The 17525-nt window shown below is 42.7% G+C and carries 20 protein-coding genes; 11 read left to right on the top strand and 9 right to left on the bottom strand.

Features of this window, described 5'->3' with window-relative positions; translation table 11 throughout:
- Window positions 1-24: 24 nt before the first annotated feature.
- Both ACWQ4X_RS15875 and coaBC read right to left on the bottom strand, forming a co-directional pair.
- Window positions 25-402 carry a cytochrome b562 gene (locus tag ACWQ4X_RS15875; RefSeq protein WP_457904291.1) on the bottom strand — a complete coding sequence of 126 codons (378 nt, stop codon included), beginning with the start codon at window positions 400-402 and terminating at the stop codon, window positions 25-27.
- 148 nt (window positions 403-550) lie between these two features.
- Complete coding sequence (coaBC, locus tag ACWQ4X_RS15870) at window positions 551-1813, bottom strand: bifunctional phosphopantothenoylcysteine decarboxylase/phosphopantothenate--cysteine ligase CoaBC (protein ID WP_100241985.1); 1263 nt, start codon at window positions 1811-1813, stop codon at window positions 551-553.
- A 112-nt stretch (window positions 1814-1925) separates the two neighbouring features.
- Here coaBC and radC point away from each other — a divergent pair, with 112 nt between their 5' ends.
- Window positions 1926-2618: a RadC family protein gene (gene radC / locus ACWQ4X_RS15865; protein WP_161934328.1), complete on the top strand. Its 693-nt coding sequence runs from the start codon at window positions 1926-1928 to the stop codon at window positions 2616-2618.
- 75 nt (window positions 2619-2693) lie between these two features.
- Complete coding sequence (locus ACWQ4X_RS15860) at window positions 2694-3605, top strand: bestrophin family protein (protein ID WP_457904301.1); 912 nt, start codon at window positions 2694-2696, stop codon at window positions 3603-3605.
- Between the two features lie 63 nt (window positions 3606-3668).
- Here the strand turns inward: ACWQ4X_RS15860 and ACWQ4X_RS15855 are convergent, their stop codons facing one another.
- The gene (locus ACWQ4X_RS15855; protein ID WP_457904290.1) at window positions 3669-4520 is read right to left on the bottom strand and encodes a PHP domain-containing protein; all 852 of its coding nucleotides are present in this window, start codon (window positions 4518-4520) and stop codon (window positions 3669-3671) included.
- A 45-nt stretch (window positions 4521-4565) separates the two neighbouring features.
- Here ACWQ4X_RS15855 and ACWQ4X_RS15850 point away from each other — a divergent pair, with 45 nt between their 5' ends.
- The 4 genes from ACWQ4X_RS15850 to mnmC are packed head-to-tail and all read left to right on the top strand — an operon-like array spanning window position 4566 to window position 7974.
- Window positions 4566-5180, top strand: a complete 615-nt coding sequence (locus ACWQ4X_RS15850; protein WP_100241982.1) for an inner membrane-spanning protein YciB — start codon at window positions 4566-4568, stop codon at window positions 5178-5180.
- A gap of 27 nt (window positions 5181-5207) precedes the next feature.
- Entirely contained in the window at window positions 5208-5510 is a 303-nt protein-coding gene (locus tag ACWQ4X_RS15845) for a YciI family protein (RefSeq protein ID WP_100241981.1), read from the top strand.
- 5 nt (window positions 5511-5515) lie between these two features.
- A complete protein-coding gene (locus tag ACWQ4X_RS15840; RefSeq protein ID WP_457904289.1) occupies window positions 5516-6025 on the top strand; it encodes a hypothetical protein in 510 nt (169 codons plus the stop codon).
- Window positions 6026-6057: 32 nt separating this feature from the next.
- Window positions 6058-7974, top strand: coding sequence for an FAD-dependent 5-carboxymethylaminomethyl-2-thiouridine(34) oxidoreductase MnmC (gene mnmC, locus ACWQ4X_RS15835; protein WP_457904288.1), 1917 nt, complete (start codon window positions 6058-6060; stop codon window positions 7972-7974).
- 73 nt (window positions 7975-8047) lie between these two features.
- Here the strand turns inward: mnmC and ACWQ4X_RS15830 are convergent, their stop codons facing one another.
- A complete protein-coding gene (locus ACWQ4X_RS15830; protein WP_100241978.1) occupies window positions 8048-8362 on the bottom strand; it encodes a rhodanese-like domain-containing protein in 315 nt (104 codons plus the stop codon).
- A gap of 91 nt (window positions 8363-8453) precedes the next feature.
- On the opposite strand from ACWQ4X_RS15830, the gene ACWQ4X_RS15825 reads away from it, so the two are divergent.
- Together ACWQ4X_RS15825 and ACWQ4X_RS15820 are read left to right on the top strand one after the other, a co-directional pair.
- Entirely contained in the window at window positions 8454-8942 is a 489-nt protein-coding gene (locus tag ACWQ4X_RS15825; RefSeq protein ID WP_100241977.1) for a YajQ family cyclic di-GMP-binding protein, read from the top strand.
- A 31-nt stretch (window positions 8943-8973) separates the two neighbouring features.
- A complete protein-coding gene (locus tag ACWQ4X_RS15820; RefSeq protein ID WP_457904287.1) occupies window positions 8974-9471 on the top strand; it encodes a DUF4442 domain-containing protein in 498 nt (165 codons plus the stop codon).
- A 53-nt stretch (window positions 9472-9524) separates the two neighbouring features.
- Here the strand turns inward: ACWQ4X_RS15820 and ACWQ4X_RS15815 are convergent, their stop codons facing one another.
- From ACWQ4X_RS15815 to ACWQ4X_RS15805, 3 genes are all read right to left on the bottom strand, one after another.
- Window positions 9525-9893, bottom strand: a complete 369-nt coding sequence (locus ACWQ4X_RS15815) for an acyl-CoA thioesterase (RefSeq protein ID WP_216071790.1) — start codon at window positions 9891-9893, stop codon at window positions 9525-9527.
- An 88-nt stretch (window positions 9894-9981) separates the two neighbouring features.
- Complete coding sequence (gene trxC / locus ACWQ4X_RS15810; RefSeq protein WP_100241974.1) at window positions 9982-10407, bottom strand: thioredoxin TrxC; 426 nt, start codon at window positions 10405-10407, stop codon at window positions 9982-9984.
- Entirely contained in the window at window positions 10404-11303 is a 900-nt protein-coding gene (locus tag ACWQ4X_RS15805; protein WP_457904286.1) for an alpha/beta hydrolase, read from the bottom strand. Before ACWQ4X_RS15805 ends, trxC begins: the two co-directional genes overlap by 4 nt.
- Before the next feature lie 124 nt (window positions 11304-11427).
- Between ACWQ4X_RS15805 and ACWQ4X_RS15800 the strand changes: the two genes are divergently transcribed.
- Window positions 11428-11763, top strand: coding sequence for a protein tyrosine phosphatase family protein (locus ACWQ4X_RS15800; RefSeq protein ID WP_161934321.1), 336 nt, complete (start codon window positions 11428-11430; stop codon window positions 11761-11763).
- Window positions 11756-12181, top strand: coding sequence for a beta-lactamase hydrolase domain-containing protein (locus ACWQ4X_RS15795; protein ID WP_457904285.1), 426 nt, complete (start codon window positions 11756-11758; stop codon window positions 12179-12181). The genes ACWQ4X_RS15800 and ACWQ4X_RS15795 overlap by 8 nt, the downstream gene beginning before the upstream one ends.
- A 148-nt stretch (window positions 12182-12329) precedes the next feature.
- Here the strand turns inward: ACWQ4X_RS15795 and ACWQ4X_RS15790 are convergent, their stop codons facing one another.
- Complete coding sequence (locus ACWQ4X_RS15790; RefSeq protein WP_457904284.1) at window positions 12330-14348, bottom strand: hypothetical protein; 2019 nt, start codon at window positions 14346-14348, stop codon at window positions 12330-12332.
- A gap of 149 nt (window positions 14349-14497) precedes the next feature.
- On the opposite strand from ACWQ4X_RS15790, the gene ACWQ4X_RS15785 reads away from it, so the two are divergent.
- Window positions 14498-15880 (top strand): dihydrolipoyl dehydrogenase, encoded by a 1383-nt coding sequence (locus tag ACWQ4X_RS15785; protein WP_457904283.1) that lies wholly within the window; start codon window positions 14498-14500, stop codon window positions 15878-15880.
- Here the strand turns inward: ACWQ4X_RS15785 and ACWQ4X_RS15780 are convergent.
- Window positions 15870-17459, bottom strand: coding sequence for a Na/Pi cotransporter family protein (locus ACWQ4X_RS15780; RefSeq protein WP_457904282.1), 1590 nt, complete (start codon window positions 17457-17459; stop codon window positions 15870-15872). The two genes, ACWQ4X_RS15785 and ACWQ4X_RS15780, sit on opposite strands and share 11 nt — an antisense overlap.
- Window positions 17460-17525: the final 66 nt, after the last annotated feature.

The following is a 17525-nucleotide window of genomic DNA, read 5'->3' as shown; positions in this document are numbered from 1 at the left end:
TACAACGTGCTTCACAACCATCAATTAGTGCGCGTAGTATTTGTGCCCTTGGTCGCGTAATTCGCCAATTTTCTTCCCTTGTTTTTTCGCTTCGTCTAACTTACCTGCTTGTGCCAGCGTTTTGGTTTTATCAATTTCGACAATAATCTGGTCGAATAAAGCCGTCGAACTTGGCACTTTCTCAGCCGTATGCGCCGTCAATTTATACTGCTTGGCATGCACCGCTGCACCACGCATATTGTTCAAGGCACTGGTTGCCACTTGTGGAGTTGAAGCTTGATTAAAAGCTTTATAATTTTTCCCAAGGGTTTTCATATCATCTTCTAAACCTGCCGCCATAACGCTATGGCTAAGGACCAAAGATGACAACATTACAACGGTGGCTAAAGTTTTTTTAATCATGAGATGTCCTATCAAAAACTGTGGCTATGGTTTATTTATCAGGGAAAGTATACGGAATGTTTATACAAACACTCAGCTTTATTCTTCTCATGTAGCATACATAAAAAATGCAACGGATTCGTTGCATTTTCATAAAAATTTCACAGCGTTATTTGGCTTCAGGATGCTGCAAAGCATCGTGCATGGCTTCTACCAATTGTTGTGCAATTTCTTGTTTTGAGGCTTTTTCTAAATCACGTTTGTCCATGTGATATTGATTGGCAAAAAACACGGTCATGGCATTTTCATCGGAAGCAAAACCAATATCCGCACGGGATACATCATTGCAGGCAATCATATCCAACTTTTTCGCCACCAACTTGCCTGCTGCATATTCTTCCACGTTACGGGTTTCTGCGGCAAAACCCACCATAAATGGACGTTTTTGCTGTTGGGCAATGGTCGCAACAATATCGGGGTTTTTCACCAAAGCGACATTCAGCTCATCACCTGATTTTTTAATTTTATGTTCTGCGACTTCTGCCACACGATAATCCGCTACAGCCGCGGTCGCAATGAAAATATCACAGCCTTCTTCCAGCATTTGCATACTGGTATTCAACATCTGAATCGCGGAAGAGACATTGATACGGCGCACGCCATTGGGTGTGTCCAAACTGACAGGACCTGCAATTAAAGTCACTTTCGCACCCGCAGCATAACAAGCCGCCGCCAGAGCAAAGCCCATTTTGCCTGTGCTGTGATTGGAAATATAACGCACAGGGTCAATCGCTTCTCGGGTTGGACCTGCAGTAATCACAACATGCTTACTCGCCAACAGACCGAATTTTTCGGCAATGGCACGCTGTGCTTTATGGAAATATTCAGTGACCTGATAGGCCAAATCTTCAGGCTCAGGCATACGGCCTAAACCGACATCACCACAAGCTTGAGAACCAGCTTCAGGCATAATCACATGCACGCCATCTTCAATTAAAGTGTTGAGATTACGTTGCGTAGCTTTGGCGGCCCACATTTGCTGATTCATTGCAGGTGCAACCCAAACCGGTGCTTTGGTCGCCAGATATAGGGTACTGAGTAAATCATCCGCCAAACCTGCGGCAAATTTGGCTAAGGTATCGCAGCTGGCTGGAGCAACCAATAACAAGTCTGCCCAACGCGCCAGTTCGATATGCCCCATACCTGCTTCAGCTTCAGGATCGAGTAATTCGGTATGCACTGGATTGCCTGACAAGGCTTGAAAAGTCAGCGGAGTAATAAATGCCTGTGCCCCATGGGTCATGACCACCCGCACATTAAATCCCTGATCTTTGAGTCGACGAACCAAGATGGCACTTTTATAGGCTGCAATTCCGCCAGTAACAGCCAAAATGATGTTTTTATTTGGAATTACACTTAAGTCAAAGCTCACAAACAGTATACCTTTCTGTTGCAGTGGCGCTCACAATAGCATTAAATAACCGCATCCCCAAGACATTGACTGGGGCGTAACTTGATAATAAACACTAAAAAGTTAAACAAAAATGAATCTATCGATCAAACATTGGCCTGAACAAGAGCGTCCACGCGAACGCTTATTGCAACAAGGGGCAAATAGCCTGTCCGATGCCGAACTCTTGGCAATTTTCCTGCGTTCTGGCTCTAAACAACATTCAGCCGTTGAATTAGCCAGACTGCTAATTGGTCATTTTGGCGGACTCGCCCCGATTCTCAATGCGCAGCTAGAACAACTCAGTCAGTTTCATGGTATTGGCGCGACCAAATACTCTCAACTAATGGCAGTCAAAGAACTGGGACGGCGCTATGTCGCGCAACAACTGCAACAGCACAGCCTCGAAATTCAAAATTCCAGCCAACTGTTAGATTATCTGCGTTTTGAATTATTGGGTGAAACACAGGAAGTCTTTGCGGTGTTATGTCTCGACAGCCAATTGCGTAAACTCAACTTTAAAAAGCTGTTCTTTGGCTCACTGAATAGCTGTACTGTATCCCTGAATCAATTGCTCCGCCATGCTTTGCAACAACAGGCCAGTTCCATTGTAATTGCGCATAATCATCCCTTGGGACATGCCCTGCCTTCGGCTGCCGATATTGCCCTGACCCAGCAAATTGCACAGGCCTGTCAACTGCTTGAAATACAATTATTGGATCATTGCGTGATTGCCGCGACAGGCAGTTTTTCTTTTGCTGAACAGGGCTTAATCAAGTCCACTTAAAGCCTTTCAGCAAATATTGACAAATGCCCAGTGACAGATGAAGATCAAGCAAAAATAAATGATGAATATCCCCACATGATTGTGCGAGAACAACCCGACGTCTTTAAAATATTATTTTCATGGCGCGGTACTATCCTCCCGAAAGTGCTGCCTCCTTTAGGCGTGGTCATGCTGATTTCCACCATCGTCGGTGGTGTATCACACTTAGGTTATTTCCACTTTCCAGAACTGCCATTGGTCGGCTTTACCCTGATTGGCGTGGTGCTGTCTATTTTCCTTGGTTTTAAAAATACCGCCTGTTATGACCGCTGGTGGGAAGCACGCAAACTGTGGGGCATGCTCATTGCAAATGCCCGACATTTTGACCGTAACTGTCGTATTCTCAGTCAGGCTAGACGTGAAAGGATTATTCAGCATGTAATTGTGTTTGCCAATGTGTTGCGTGATCGGCTACGCCATCAAACCGAAAACCCTACCGAATTAACCGAAACCACAGGCTTAAGCCAACAAGCACTCACTCAACTTTATCAACAAGTGAACGCCCCGCAATACACCCTGAGTCTGATTCAGTGGGAGCTAATGCAAGCCCTAAAAGAAGGTGAAATCTCCGACATTATTTATGCGCAAATGAATGAACATGTGGCGGAAATGAGTTTGGTGCAAACAGGCTGTGACCGTATTGCGACGACGCCTTTACCCTTTGCTTATTCGGTACTCCTAAACCGTACCGTATATTTCTTTTGTTTCATGTTGCCCTTTAGTCTGGGTGCAACCTTAGGCTTGGCGACGCCTTTATTGGTGGGCATTTTAGCCTATACCTTTTTAGGTTTAGATGCCTTAAGTTCAGAGATTGAAGAACCGTTTGGCACGCAAAGTAATGACTTACCTTTAGATGCCATGGTGCGTACCATTGAAATTGAATTGCTCGGTACTTTAGGCAAACCAACACCACCGCCGATTCAAGCACGAGATCATAATCTGCTTTAAGCCAATCTTTAACCTGACTCACGAAGTTCCTGTTCAAACTCCCGTGAGTCAGCGCTTTACATCCTAGACAAAGCTTTCCCAAATCCCTACTTGCCCCGCTTTGACGACAGGAATATGTCCCAATTTAATCCACGGCATATTTTCACCATGAAAGTCACTGCCTACCGAAACCTTTAAGCCATATTCCGCAATCATGCGATCCACCATCTGCCGTGTTGCAGGCGGGTCAATCTGTGGCGGTAATTCCACGGCATCTCCACCCGATTGTGCAAATAACTCAATGAGGTAACGTACATTGGTGGCAGATAAATCATAGCGGGTCGGATGCGCCAAAACAGCAAAGCCACGGCTGGCATGAATGGCCTGAATGGTTTCTTCTAGTCCCAAACCATCAAACTTCACATAGGCCTTTTTACCTTCCTTGATATATTTATCAAAGGCTTGCTGCACACGACTTACGATGCCTTTTTCTACCAAAGTTTTGGCGATATGGGTCCGTGTAATTCTGTCAGCCTCGCCATCAACTTTCGCCAGCACATCGGCATAAATATCCTGACCAATCAGTGGGGTTAGCAAACTACAAATCTGCGCTGCACGTTCGGCACGGATCTGCTTTTGTTGTTCCAACACCGCCAATAAGGGTTCAGGCTGCTGCATATTCAACGCAACAATATGTACGCTATAGCTTTTCTTTGTGGCTAGACGTGACCATTGACTGGAAATCTCGACCCCAGAAATTAACTTCATGTCATAGCCATGTGCAATCTGTGCAGCCATAGCCAAACCGTCCATAGTATCGTGGTCGGTCAAGGCTAACGTATGGATGCCTTTTTCATGCGCGGCATGCACCAGTTGTTCTGGTGACAAAGTTCCATCAGAAATATTACTATGTGTATGTAAATCTACGCCAAGCATCACTTATACTAAGCCACTTTATTAAACAGATTCAGATACTCTAACATGAAAGCACTTTTAGACTTTGTGCCACTCATTATTTTCTTTTATTTATATAAGACGGTAGATCCGAAAGACACTCAGCACCCTCTCCTTCAATTGATTGGTTCCGCTGGTGGCGTAGACAATAATAATATCTTGGTCGCAACAACAGGTTTAATCCTTTCCATGTTGGTGGTGTATGGCGCTCTGTTCATCATGCAGAAATTCCGTTTGGATAAACAGCAGTGGATTGTGCTGTTTATGACGGTCATTTTTGGTGGCATTACCCTGATGCTCAGTGATGATTTCTATATTCGCCTCAAAGCAGCCATTTTGAATATGGTTTTTGCAGGTGCTTTCCTGTTATCGCCTTATTTTAGTAAGGATCGTACCCCTTTAATTAAGCGATTATTTGCTCCCATTTTTAATTTGGGTGAGCAAGGCTGGAAAAGACTGAATTATGCTTGGGCAGCCATGTTTGCGGTGATGTCTGGCTTGCATGTATTTTTCGCTTTCTTATTTATGAACGGAAAATATTGGGGTGAATTTACCGCTTTTGGTGACATGCTGGTGATGTTTTCCTTTATCATTATCCAGTTTATTGTATTGCGTAAATACTTTAAGTCCTCTGAAGATTAATATTCGTTTAGCGCGCTGAGAATCATCATGCCATTATTTGTTGTGACCTGTACCGATCAAGACGGTACTGTAGAAAAACGCCTTGCGGTACGCCCTCAACATCTTGCACGTTTAGAACAATTAGATGCTGAAGGTCGCTTAATCGTCGCAGGTGCGATGCCAAAAGATCCAAGTAATCCACAGGCAGGTTTTTACGGAAGTACCATTATTGTAGATTTCGATAGCCGTGAAGCACTCGATGCTTGGCTGCAAGATGAGCCGTTCTTGAAAGAAGGCGTCTATGCAAAAATCGAGGTTAAACCGTTTAACAAAGCGTTTCCTAAAGGATAACATTCATGCGCGCTGTTGCTCCTAGTTTACTGGGTCTTTCTCTTTTATGTTCTACGGCTTGGGCGGTAGAACCTGCAACAACTCCAGCTCCTGCTGTAGCGCCTGCTGCACCTGCTGCACCAGCACCAACAGCGCCACATACACTTCCTGCGGATAAACCGCGTGTCATTCCCGCAGTAGCCACAGTGAATCCAAATGGTCAGCCGCAAGAGGCACAGCCCCTTACTGCAGAACAACTTGCCAAGAATAAAGCCTTACAAGATTTAAAAATTAAAGCCTTGGTCAAAGACCAATCCATGCGCTTGCAACAGTTGGAAAAAGCCAACTTAGAGGCATTGGCACAAAATCAGGAATTACAGTTAAAGAATGATAATTTGGGTGTACAGGTGCAAGTCCTGCAAAGTGAACGCAGCGCGCAAATGTTTATTTACGGCGCGGTGACACTTGCAGTGGGTGTGCTGCTAGGCTTCCTGATTGCCAGTTATGCGCAAACCAAACGTCGTCGCCAATGGTAATTTTCCACGCTTTCATTTAAAGGTTAAAACTTTTGTCTCACGCAATACAGACCGCTGAACTCGATTGGCATCAGGTTGATGGCATCGAGGTGCCTGTTTCTAAACAATTTGGCGATGTCTATTTTTCCAAAGACAATGGTTTACTCGAAACCCGCCATGTGTTCCTGCATGGCAATGATCTCGCCACACGTTTAGCCAATTTAACGGACTACCAATATTTTTCGATTGGTGAAACAGGCTTTGGTACGGGTTTAAATATTTTGGCATTGTGGCAAATGTGGCAATACTGTCGTCCCGATAACCATAGTCACCTGCATGCCATGAGTGTGGAAAAATTTCCACTTTCCAAACCCGATCTGATTCGTGCACTGAATGCGTGGCCCGAACTCAAGCCTTTAGCCGATCAACTGATTCAACAATATCCGTTGCCGCTTGCAGGCTGCCATCGCCTAAGCTTTCCTGAAGAACGCTTTAGCCTAGATCTTTGGTTCGGTGATGCACATGACGTTTTTCCACAGATGCAGAAATTCCACCCTGTAGATGCTTGGTTCCTCGATGGTTTCGCACCGTCTTGTAATCCCGACATGTGGCAAGAGCAAGTGTTGAATCATATTGTACGGCTCTCTGACTATGGCACCACGTTTGCCTCATTCAGCGTGGCTGGCGTGTTAAAACGCGGGCTAAAGCAGCATGGTATTCAGATTACTCGCCCACGTGGTTTTGGGCATAAACGGGAAATGCTTAAAGCTTGTTGGTTAAAGCCAACGCTTGATGCTAAAAGCGACACTGAACCGCATCAAATGACGACTGAGGCCTCCAAGCCAATCAGCACCAAGCAACGTCAAATTGCCATTATTGGCGCAGGAATCGCAGGTTTAAGCTGTGCTTGGGCCTTTGCACAGCGCGGGCATGCAGTGACGCTCTATGACCAAACTGCGCCACTCGCAGGCGGCTCAGGAAATCCTTTGGCTTTGCTTAATCCTAAACTATGTCCGATTGAACAAAGCCATGAACATTTGATGACTTTGGCATGGCAACATGCACTACGGCATTATGCCTACTTTCAGGCCTTCCGCCCGATACAAGTCAATCAAATGGCGCTCAAAAATGCAGAGGATTTACTGGGTTTAGCCAATGAATATCCTCAGCAAGTACTGAGTACCAGCTCGGCTCAGGACTGTGGCATGGCCACCGAATTCCCGAGCTTAAAACTGTTACAAGCAGGAGTGGTCTCCCCGCATGCTTTACGAGATCAAATGCTGCAACACCCTTTGATTCAATTTCAGCAAGCGACGATCAAGAATTTTGTCTCTGATGATACACTACAAGTCTTTGATTCACAGGATCAGCATTTAGGTGATTTTGATCATGTGATTGTCTGCTGTGCGCGTCAAAGCCAAGCCTTTTTTGAGCACTATCCCGTATTGAAACCCATTCGTGGTCAGGTCAGTTGGGTGGAAAATTCAGAACATGCCTTAGCGAGCGATCAGGCGTATAGCTATGGCGGTTATTGTATGCAGCTGAATCCTGAACAATTGATTTTGGGTGCATCCTTTTATCCGAATCGGGAGGATAGTGAGGTCCTGGTCGAAGACCATGTACATAACTTCAATCTTATCCACAGTGTCTTCCCAAATTATGCACAATCCCTGCCAGCAACCTCGACTTGGCAAGGTCGTGCATCCGTGCGTGCACAAACCCAAGACTACTTCCCTGTCTTAGGTCGCTTGGATGAAGCTACTGAAATTTATAGTTTGGCTGGCTTAGGTTCTAAGGGCTTTTTGTTTGCGCCCCTGTGTAGTGAAATTTTGGCTGCCAAAATTCTTTCAGAAGCCTGCCCTGTTCCGAGTTCACTTTTGAAAAAACTGGATATTCAGCGTTTTGTCAAAAAAACTAAACCGAAGAAACCGTATTTTAATGCTCAGCTGAATGCGCAGACTGAAAATTAACTTTCTTTTTATTGCGGTATTTATTGTTCTCTTCTTCATTTACAAAAAAAGCGCCAAAAGGCGCTTTTTTTGATCAGGTTCCTTGTTCTAAAGGTAAACCTGCATCACGTGCAGCTCGTGTACCGCCCATCAGGACCACATACTCACGTGAATTATCTAAACCATCAAGAAGTTCAGCAGCACGGGGAGCCTTACTTCCACCACCACACAAAATGTAAATGGTCTGATCCGCAGACACCTGAGTTAAGCAGTCTGCTGACAGGCCCGTGATTGGCTGATTAACTGCACCCTTTACATGGGCTTCAGCATATGCACTAGCGTCACGGACATCCCAGATGATGGCATCGTCTGGGAACTCAAATGTTGTAATTTCTTGTTTACGGATCATTGCGCACTCCTTTGATGTAAACAACACTTGGCAAATGAAGAAAACATCCCTAGCATCTCAGATATTCTTTCCATTTGTAAAGGTCTATTCTATGCCATCGTTCGATATTGTTTCAGAATTAGAGATTTTTGAAGTAAATCATGCAGTTCAGAACACTCAAAAAGAAATTGCAACGCGTTTTGACTTCCGCGGGCAAGATGTTTCAATTGAACTCAATGAAAAATCAAAAGAAATTAAAATTAGCACAGAAAGTGATTTCCAGTGTGAGCAAGTCTATAACATGCTGGAAAACCATTTCTATAAGCGTAAAGTCGATGTACAAGCTTTAGACCCGCAAAAAGCGACGGCTTCGGGCAAAAACGTGGTTCAGGTAATTAAACTGAAAGATGGTCTTGACTCAGATACTGCGAAAAAAATTAATAAAGCCATTAAAGAAAGCGGTATTAAAGTGCAATCATCTATTCAAGGTGACAAAATTCGTGTGACCGATAAAAAACGCGATACTTTACAGCAAGTAATGAATTTTCTGCGTGAACAACAATTTGGACTTCCATTGCAATTTAATAACTTTAAAGACTAATGTGAAGTCATTCAGCATCTAGAGGCATGATATGACACAAGGCAATCGTTTATCCAAACTGGTCAAAGCCACTTCAAAGTTTCCACAAGGAATTCGAAGTACGCTTTGGAGCAAAGCTTTTGGTCGTATTGTGCCGATGGTCGGCACAGCCAATATTCGTTACCTCGCAGTCGATCAACATCATGTGGTGGTGCGTATTGAAAATCAACGCAACATGCAAAACCACATTAAGGGCGTACATGCAGCGGCAATGGCTTTATTGGCTGAAACTGCAACTGGATTTTTAACGGGTTTACATGTTCCAGATCATCGTATTTTGCTGATTAAAACCTTACATGTCGATTATTTAAAAGTTGCACAAGGTGGACTCACCGCGACAGCCAGTTTAAGTCCAAAACAGCAAAAGTTAATTGCCGAGCAGGAAAAAGGTGAATTGCTGATTCCTGTAACCGTGATTGATGATGCAGGCAATGAACCGATTCAATGCCAAATGCTGTGGGCGTGGTTACCGAAACGTAAGTCGGCTTAAAATAGATAGAGGCATAAAAAAACCAGCGCATTGCTGGTTTTTTTTATTGAAGCTTAAGCAGATTGAGTGCTCATAAACTTCTGCTTCACTTCTTCAGGAATTTGACGTTTATTGCCTTTTACATCGACGGCAACAAAGGTGAACACCCCTTCAGTAACGCGTTTCGCTTCACGCGAACTGTCATGGCTATCCCAAACTTCAATTTGCATCTGAATTGAAGTATTGCCCACTTTTAAAATTTTGGTATAACAACTAATCACATCCCCAACTTTTACTGGCACCAGAAAAGTCATTTGATTAATCGAAATTGTTGCACAACGCCCTTTACTAAAGCGTTCTGCATGGATTGCTCCAGCCAAGTCCATTTGTGACACAATCCAGCCACCAAATACATCACCACTCCAGTTGGTATCCGCTGGCATCGCGATGGTTTGAAGAGATAAAGTCCCTTCTGGTTTCACATGAATATCTGACACGATTTCTCCAAGCCTATTGTGCTTTGACTAGGCATTAGACATTTGAATGTTGATCCAGCCACTGTTGCAGTTCACTCGATCTAAGCGCACCGCTTATTCTAGCAATTTCAGTGGTTTTATTCATCAACACGAGGGTTGGAATACTCCGCACATGAAAAGCGCTGCTTAAACGAGGAGACTCTTCAGTATTAATTTTGGCAAAAATCACACGAGGGTTCTGTTTTGCCACGGCTGCGAAATGAGGAGCCATCATTTTACACGGTCCGCACCACTCTGCCCATAAATCAATCAAAATGGGTAAATCACTGTGCGTGATGAACTGGCTAAAATTCTGCTCATTTAAATCAATCGGGGCTAAAGGAATTAAAGCTTGATGGCATTGGCCGCAACTGGGTTGTGACTCGATTTTTTCTTCAGGCACGCGATTCTTCGCCAAACAAGATGGGCATACAATAATCATGAGCTGACTCCAATATGTTGATGTAAGAATTCTAATTGGGTCGAAATGGCTTTTTCAAACCATGGATGATGATAAATATCGAAATGTTTCATCTCCCATTCATAGTATTGCACATAAGGAGCAATATTCGTCGCCGCCTCACGACTCGACGCAATCGGCATTAAACTATCTTCTTTAGCCGCAATAAACAGCACAGGAATATTAATTTTTCGCAGCTCCTGAATGGGACGATAACGAATCAGATTAAAGAAAACCCGTGCTGGAATTTCACCACTCCAAAAATAGTCAGGATGTACAATCGATGAGTATCCCGTATAACTGTCTACGGTCGGCATAAAACTTAATTCGGTTAAACTCACTACAGGCAATGTTTTCGCAGCCATCCCCACTTTGCCACCCATATAATCTTGGCTAGAAATTTTCAAGGCTTTCGGCAGTTGTGGAATCGGATAGAGTTTTGCCAGTTCACTACCATCCACCATCGGGACTTGTACCATCACCGCCTGAATATTTTTCAATTCACTGGCTAGAGTTAAGACATAGCCACCACTCAGTGCCGTCCCCCACAAAACAATCCGGCGTGAATCAATCGATTTTCGCTCGAGAAGATGTGCAATCATGGTTCGCCAATCTTCTAATTGTGATTTGATAGACACCAGTTCACGTGGTCGACCTGTGCTCCCACCCCAATACCGATAATCAAACAACACCACGGCATAACCCGCTTGGGCAAATTGTTTTGCATATTGCACCAATTTAAACTGACGCAAACCTGCCAAGCCATGTGCCATCAAAATGACCGCGGGTTTTTGCTCTGTTTTCGGTCGATAAAAATCTGCTGCAAGAACATCTTGACCACTTTTGACATATAAAGGCTCGACCGTGTAAGCGTACATACGCGCTCCAGTACGTTATTTTATGGTTGTAATCGTTTATAAAAATTTCAACTGATTCAACAGTGCAATCAGCTTAATGCTATCATAAAGCATATATTGTTTAATTGGATGATGGAGTGACACAATGAGCGAAAATGTAGGCTTCGCAGGTCAAATTGGCCCTGAGCATGTTGAACAAGTTGTCGAAAAAGGATTTAAATCCATTATCAACAATCGCCCTGATATGGAAGGTGGACCTGAGCAACCAACCAGCGCCCAAATTGAAGAAGCCGCTCGCACAGCAGGACTCGATTATGTTTATCAACCTGTCGTTGCTGGTCAAATTACTGAGCTCGATGTACGCACTTTTGCCAATCATTTCAATGAGCTTCCAAAACCTGTTTTAATGTTCTGCCGTACAGGCAATCGTTCTAACAATCTATATCAACTGGCAAAACAAATGGATTTGCTGGATGATTAAGCGGTTCTTTGCTACATGCATTTTGTGTAGCACCTTACTGAATAGCACAGCGCTTTTCGCTCAGAAAGCCCAAACACCACAAGCACTGAGCGAAAACCTTACCATCTCTGGTCAGTTGGATGATAAAACCTTTCGACTCTTGTTAAAACAAGGGTTTAAGTCGGTGATTGTCAATCGACCCGATCAGGAAATGGGAAACAATATTTCCGTCAGCCAGTTACGGAATATTGCAGAGCAATCCCATGTGAGCGTCATTTACCAACCCATCGATAACGGTAAAATTACACAAACAGATATCATCGAGTTTTCAAAGTACTATAACGAACTTCCTAAACCCATTTTAATGATTTGTAAAAGCGGTCATCGCTCCAGCGAATTATTTAATGAAGCACTTAAGCAAGGTTTATTGCATGAATAAAATAATGGTTGTCGTAATATGTACGTTACTCTTATCTGCTTGTAGTTCCATGAACGTTCGCCCGACTGTTGGGGTGAGTGTCGGTACAGCAATTTAAATTTTAGCTCAAAAAAAAAAACAGCGCCGTAGCGCTGTTTTTTTATCAATATTAATCTAGTGTAACCGTTCTGGTCGTTACTTTATTTGGGGTGGTAATCGTAATTTTCACATCATCACCAGCCGCACATTTTAGTAATCTTGCAGTGTATTTGACACCCTCATTAGTATCTAATGCGAAAGTTGCAGGTGACAACATAGCAACCACATTTGGCACAGTAACAGCACCCTCTAAAATATCTGCCTCGCATGCCAAGCCATTATCCGTATTGTCTTTTACTGTAACGGCAACTGTTGTTGCAGATGGCATAGGTACAGTCTTTGCACTATTCCCATAAACTTGGAACGTAAAGATATTAGACGTAATATCAGTCATTGTGGAATTCACCCCCGTGATTCCATAAAACGTAGGAGTATCACTAGCAAAGGCAAAAATTAACTGTTGGCGAATTACAGCATCCAAATTAGTGTCACATGTTCCACTTACATTCGGTTGTGACATTGTGGATGTACCACATGCACCTGTAGCTCCACGTTTATAAATAAACTCACCTAAATTTGCATTATAAGCATTGTCTTCATTATCATCGCGGAAAAAGTCACCAATATTCGTACTATTTCCATATTTATCTTGTAGCTTATCAACAGCCGCAGTATAAACATTATCACCATCGATATCGATAAATGACTTATCCCCTTCTACATAAGCCAATACCGTTACACGGTTATCAACAGGGCGTGGATTTTGCGTAGTTAATGTCACTGAACACGAACCTGACGAAGATGAACAATTCGGCGTAATGCTTCCACCTTCAGCAAGGAAACTAATCACTGTTCCATCAGGCACAGGGTTACCCACGCGATCTACCATTCGCGCAACTACAGTTGCAGTATCTCCATCTTTATCATTTTGTAGTGAATTCTTAGAAACTGAAATACTTAAACCATCCTGAGTAACGCGTCCTGTAGAAATCGCTACATTTTTAGATAAAGCATATACATTAGCATTTGAAACTAATGTCGCTTTAATCTCTACAGGACCAGGTTTATTACCAGGGTAAAGGTTGATAAGAATTTTTCCAGTAGAATCACTTTTTACAGTCTTCGTTGCTGTATTTCCGAAAGTCACAAAACTTAGTCCTTCTGGACCACGTATAAGTTCAATATTTACATCTTTATTTGCAGCTGGAACTCCATTTGCATACACTGTAAACTCTATTTGACCACTAGATGCTGAGCCACTACTTTGAATTCCTAAATTAACTGCATCCGATGTATAAACGAGTGAGTTTGCTTCAATAGAAGCAATATTTACACTAATAGTTTTAGAGACTGTCGCATTGTTAGCAGTTGCAGTAATGGATTGTGCACCTTCACAAAGTTTACCGTTTGCATCTATAGCTTTATAAGTAGTTGTCACATCACCTTGATTTGAAGACAAAACTGAAGAATTATCAAAAGTTCCGCAACTCGTAGTAAAGTTGACGGACACATTATTTTGATTTTCACCACTACTTGCATCTTGTGTTTTCAAATTAATATTTGTAGATGCCCCAGACTCAAGACTTGCATTAACTGCTGTCATATTCGCTAACAGAATATTTGCTGCTTGAAGCGTAAAATAAAATGGATTCGAAGTAGCCGTTTTACCATCATATTCTGCAGTTGCTGAAAGTTGATAACTTCCTGTATCAGTCATACTTTCAGGTTTAATTGCAATACTCGCAATACCCTCTGCATTTGTTAAGACGGCACCATTGGTTGTTCCAAACTCAACTCCGCCACCAGTAAACGTTACTAAAGCACCACTAATTCCCTTTCCAGAAGAGTCAGTCACTTTAACTTTCGCTGTTGCTCCTGCAATATTGACAGCTGTTGTAGCCTTACCGTTAACATCATAAAGTGAAATTACACCAATATTTACGGCAGCAGTAGAAGTACTTCCACCAGTAGAAACTCCACCTGAATTATTATTTTCAAAATAGCCATCACTTCCTCCCCCCCCGCAACTCGCTAACAAAACACATAACGCAATAGTCGACAGTTTTAGACCAATTTGTTTATTATTCATCAAAATTCCCCGAACATTTTTGTTCAAAAGTAGTAATTAAAATTGTTAATTGGCAGTATGTAATCATATAAGTAGCTTTATGTAAATAAAGTCATACCAAATGTTCAACTGTGTTAGTCTTAGAACAGATCTGTTAAATAATAACGACTATGTACGACATAATTATTATTGGTGCAGGCACAGCTGGTCAGGCTGCGTATAAAGAAGCGATTAAACATACTTCAAATATACTGATTATTAACCATGGTCCTTGGGATACTACCTGTGCACGTGTAGGTTGTATGCCGAGCAAAGTACTCATTTCAGCAGCAAACCAATTACATGATGCTCAATCATTAGATAAATTTGGCATATCAGCCCAATTAGAAACAGACACAAAATTCGTCATGTCGCATGTTCGTCAATTTAGAGACCGTTTTTCACAATCAACCTTAAAAGATGTAGCTCGCTGGGAAGCAAGCCATAAAATATCTGGGCACGCTCACTTTATTGATGGTTCCACAATTGAAGTCAATCAGGAACGTTACCAAGCCCGAAGCTTTATTCTTGCCGTGGGGTCAACACCAAGTTTTGATCTTGCGTGGAAAAAGGAATTAGGATCTAAACTCATCACTTCCGATGACATCTTTGAACTTGAACAATTACCTCAATCAATTGCTGTGATTGGAAGTGGTGTGATTGCACTGGAACTTGCTCAAGCCTTGCAGCGACTCGGAGTAAAAACTACGATTTTTGCCCGCAGCCGTAAAGTCGGCACACTCACCAGCCCAGCCTTACAAACACTGGCACAGGAAATTTTAAATCAAGAACTTGAGTTAAAGTTCGAAGTCTTACCCACACACGTAAAAAATACTGATGCTGGTGTAAAAATTAACTTTCGAGAAGATAATCAAGATCAAAGCCTCCTAGTCGACTATTTACTGGTAGCAACAGGTCGTCGGACCTTATTAGATAGCTTAAAATTAGAAAATATAGACTCCCAATTCAGCGAACTAAAAAATTTGCCTGTTCATCCTGAAACGAAACAACTAGGTGAATATCCAATCTTTATTGTTGGTGATGCGCACACGACTACACCTATTCAGCATGAAGCAGCCCATGAAGGACGCCGAACCGTTTTAAACTGCTTAAACCTACAACAGAGACAAAGCATTCGCAATTTAACCTCTATCGGGATTGTATTTTGTGAACCAGAAATGGCGATCGTAGGACAAAACTACAAACAACTTAAAAATCAGGACGTGCCTTTTGTGACAGGCTATGTCTCCTATGAACGTCAAGGTCGTGCACAGGTTCTAGCTAAAAATTATGGGGCACTCGAAGTCTATGTCCACGCCGAGACGCATAAAATATTAGGTGCAGAATTACTCATGGCCTCAGCGGAGCATATTGCCCACTTACTCTGCTGGATGATTTCTGAAGACTGTACGCTTGATCAACTTCTTGAAAAACCGTTTTATCATCCGACTGTAGAAGAAGGGCTGAGAACAGCTCTAAAACATGCTCGGCGCCAATTAAATGCTATTCAGTAGCCTCTTCCTGTTTTAACAGGACAGCAACACGCTGCGTATGTGCAATCAAATGTACGATCCAGCGTTGCGCTGCCAACAATTCTAACGTTTGGGAAGCGGTCAACTGATGGTTCACTGAGGCGTGCATGATTTTTTGTCGTAAAAAGCCTTGTTGTTCAGCACTAAACTGCTCAAGTTGCACTAACTCTTCAACAAAATCACTTGGAAATTTAGCAAAAGGTTCGGCTTGTAAATAAACAATCTGCCGCTCTAGGTGCTCAGCAAGTACATTCGGTAATTCTTGTAAAATTTGCTGCTTTTTGAGTAAATCGACTTGTGCCACTTCATTTAAATCATTTCTTAACACACGAACATACACCAGCAATCTTAACAAAAGAATCAAACGCTGTTGATCTGCTGAGGATTGTGGAACTTCCATTTGTTCTAAATAGGCTTCTACTTTTTTTAGGGTCGCATCAAGCTCATTGGTATTGATGATTGGTGAGATAATTTCACCACGAATAAATTTAATCAATAATCGGTAGATATCAACAATTGATTGCAGTAACACACGCTCTGTAGCCGCAATCGCTAACGCAGGCACACTATATAAAGAATCATCCAAGTAGCGTGTTAATGAGACTTCATGTTCTGGAATTAATTTAACCAAGATCTGCTCAAATTTACCAATAAAGGGCATAAAAATTAAAGCCCCCAACAAACTAAAGCACGTGTGAAAAGCAGCCACAATTAATACAGGATCTATCGAATGAACATAACTCACATGCTGAAACGTCCATAAAAAAGCAGGTAATAGCAGTACGAAAGCAAAAATTGCGGTAATTGCATTAAAAATAACATGTACGGCTGCCGTACGTTTAGCGCTGGCTGTCGCACCAATTGCGGCTAATATCGCAGTTAATACCGTTCCAACATTTTGCCCAATCACAAGCGTTAAGGTCTGTTCTAAATTAATCGCCTGACTGGCTAAGGCTGCTAAAGTCGCGGTAATCGCTGCACTTGAAGATTGCAAGAGGATTGTCATCACCAGACCAATCAGGACCAGCAGTAGACTTCCCAAAAGACTGTCTGCAGACCAGCGACTTAAATCTACACTATCTGCAACAGCCGACATCGCTTGCTGTAATACATCAATACCAAAGAAAAGCAACCCAAATCCAGCGATGGTCATGCCAAATAAGGCCAGCCGATCTTGTGCAAGTAATTTTAGAATTGCCCCGACTGCAATCAAGGGTAAGGCTAGCTTTGCGATTGAAAATTTTAAACCGAGTAAAGCCACCATCCAACCTGTACTGGTCGTTCCAATATTGGCTCCAATAATGACGCCTATCGCATTGCTAAATGTTAAAACCCCTGCACTGACAAAGCCAATGGTTGCCAATGTCGTCGCAGTCGATGACTGTACCACCATTGTAAGGGTGATCCCCGAGAACATCGCTTTTAACGGAGAATCTGTAAAGCGAACCAGCCATTGTCTTAATGCCTCACCTGCGAGTGCTTTTAAACTATCCGTCATGAGATTCATGCCCAACAGAAATAAGCCGATCCCGCCAAGTAATTGTAATAAGGTATTCAGCACGCTAACCCTCAGTTTATAATTTTTGTATTCATCAGATTTAGCATAAAATGAGTGAGAAGCGCAGGA

The organism is Acinetobacter sp. NigerLNRRAM0016 (genome assembly GCF_054112845.1).
This window is presented reverse-complemented; position numbering and strand designations above follow the sequence as displayed.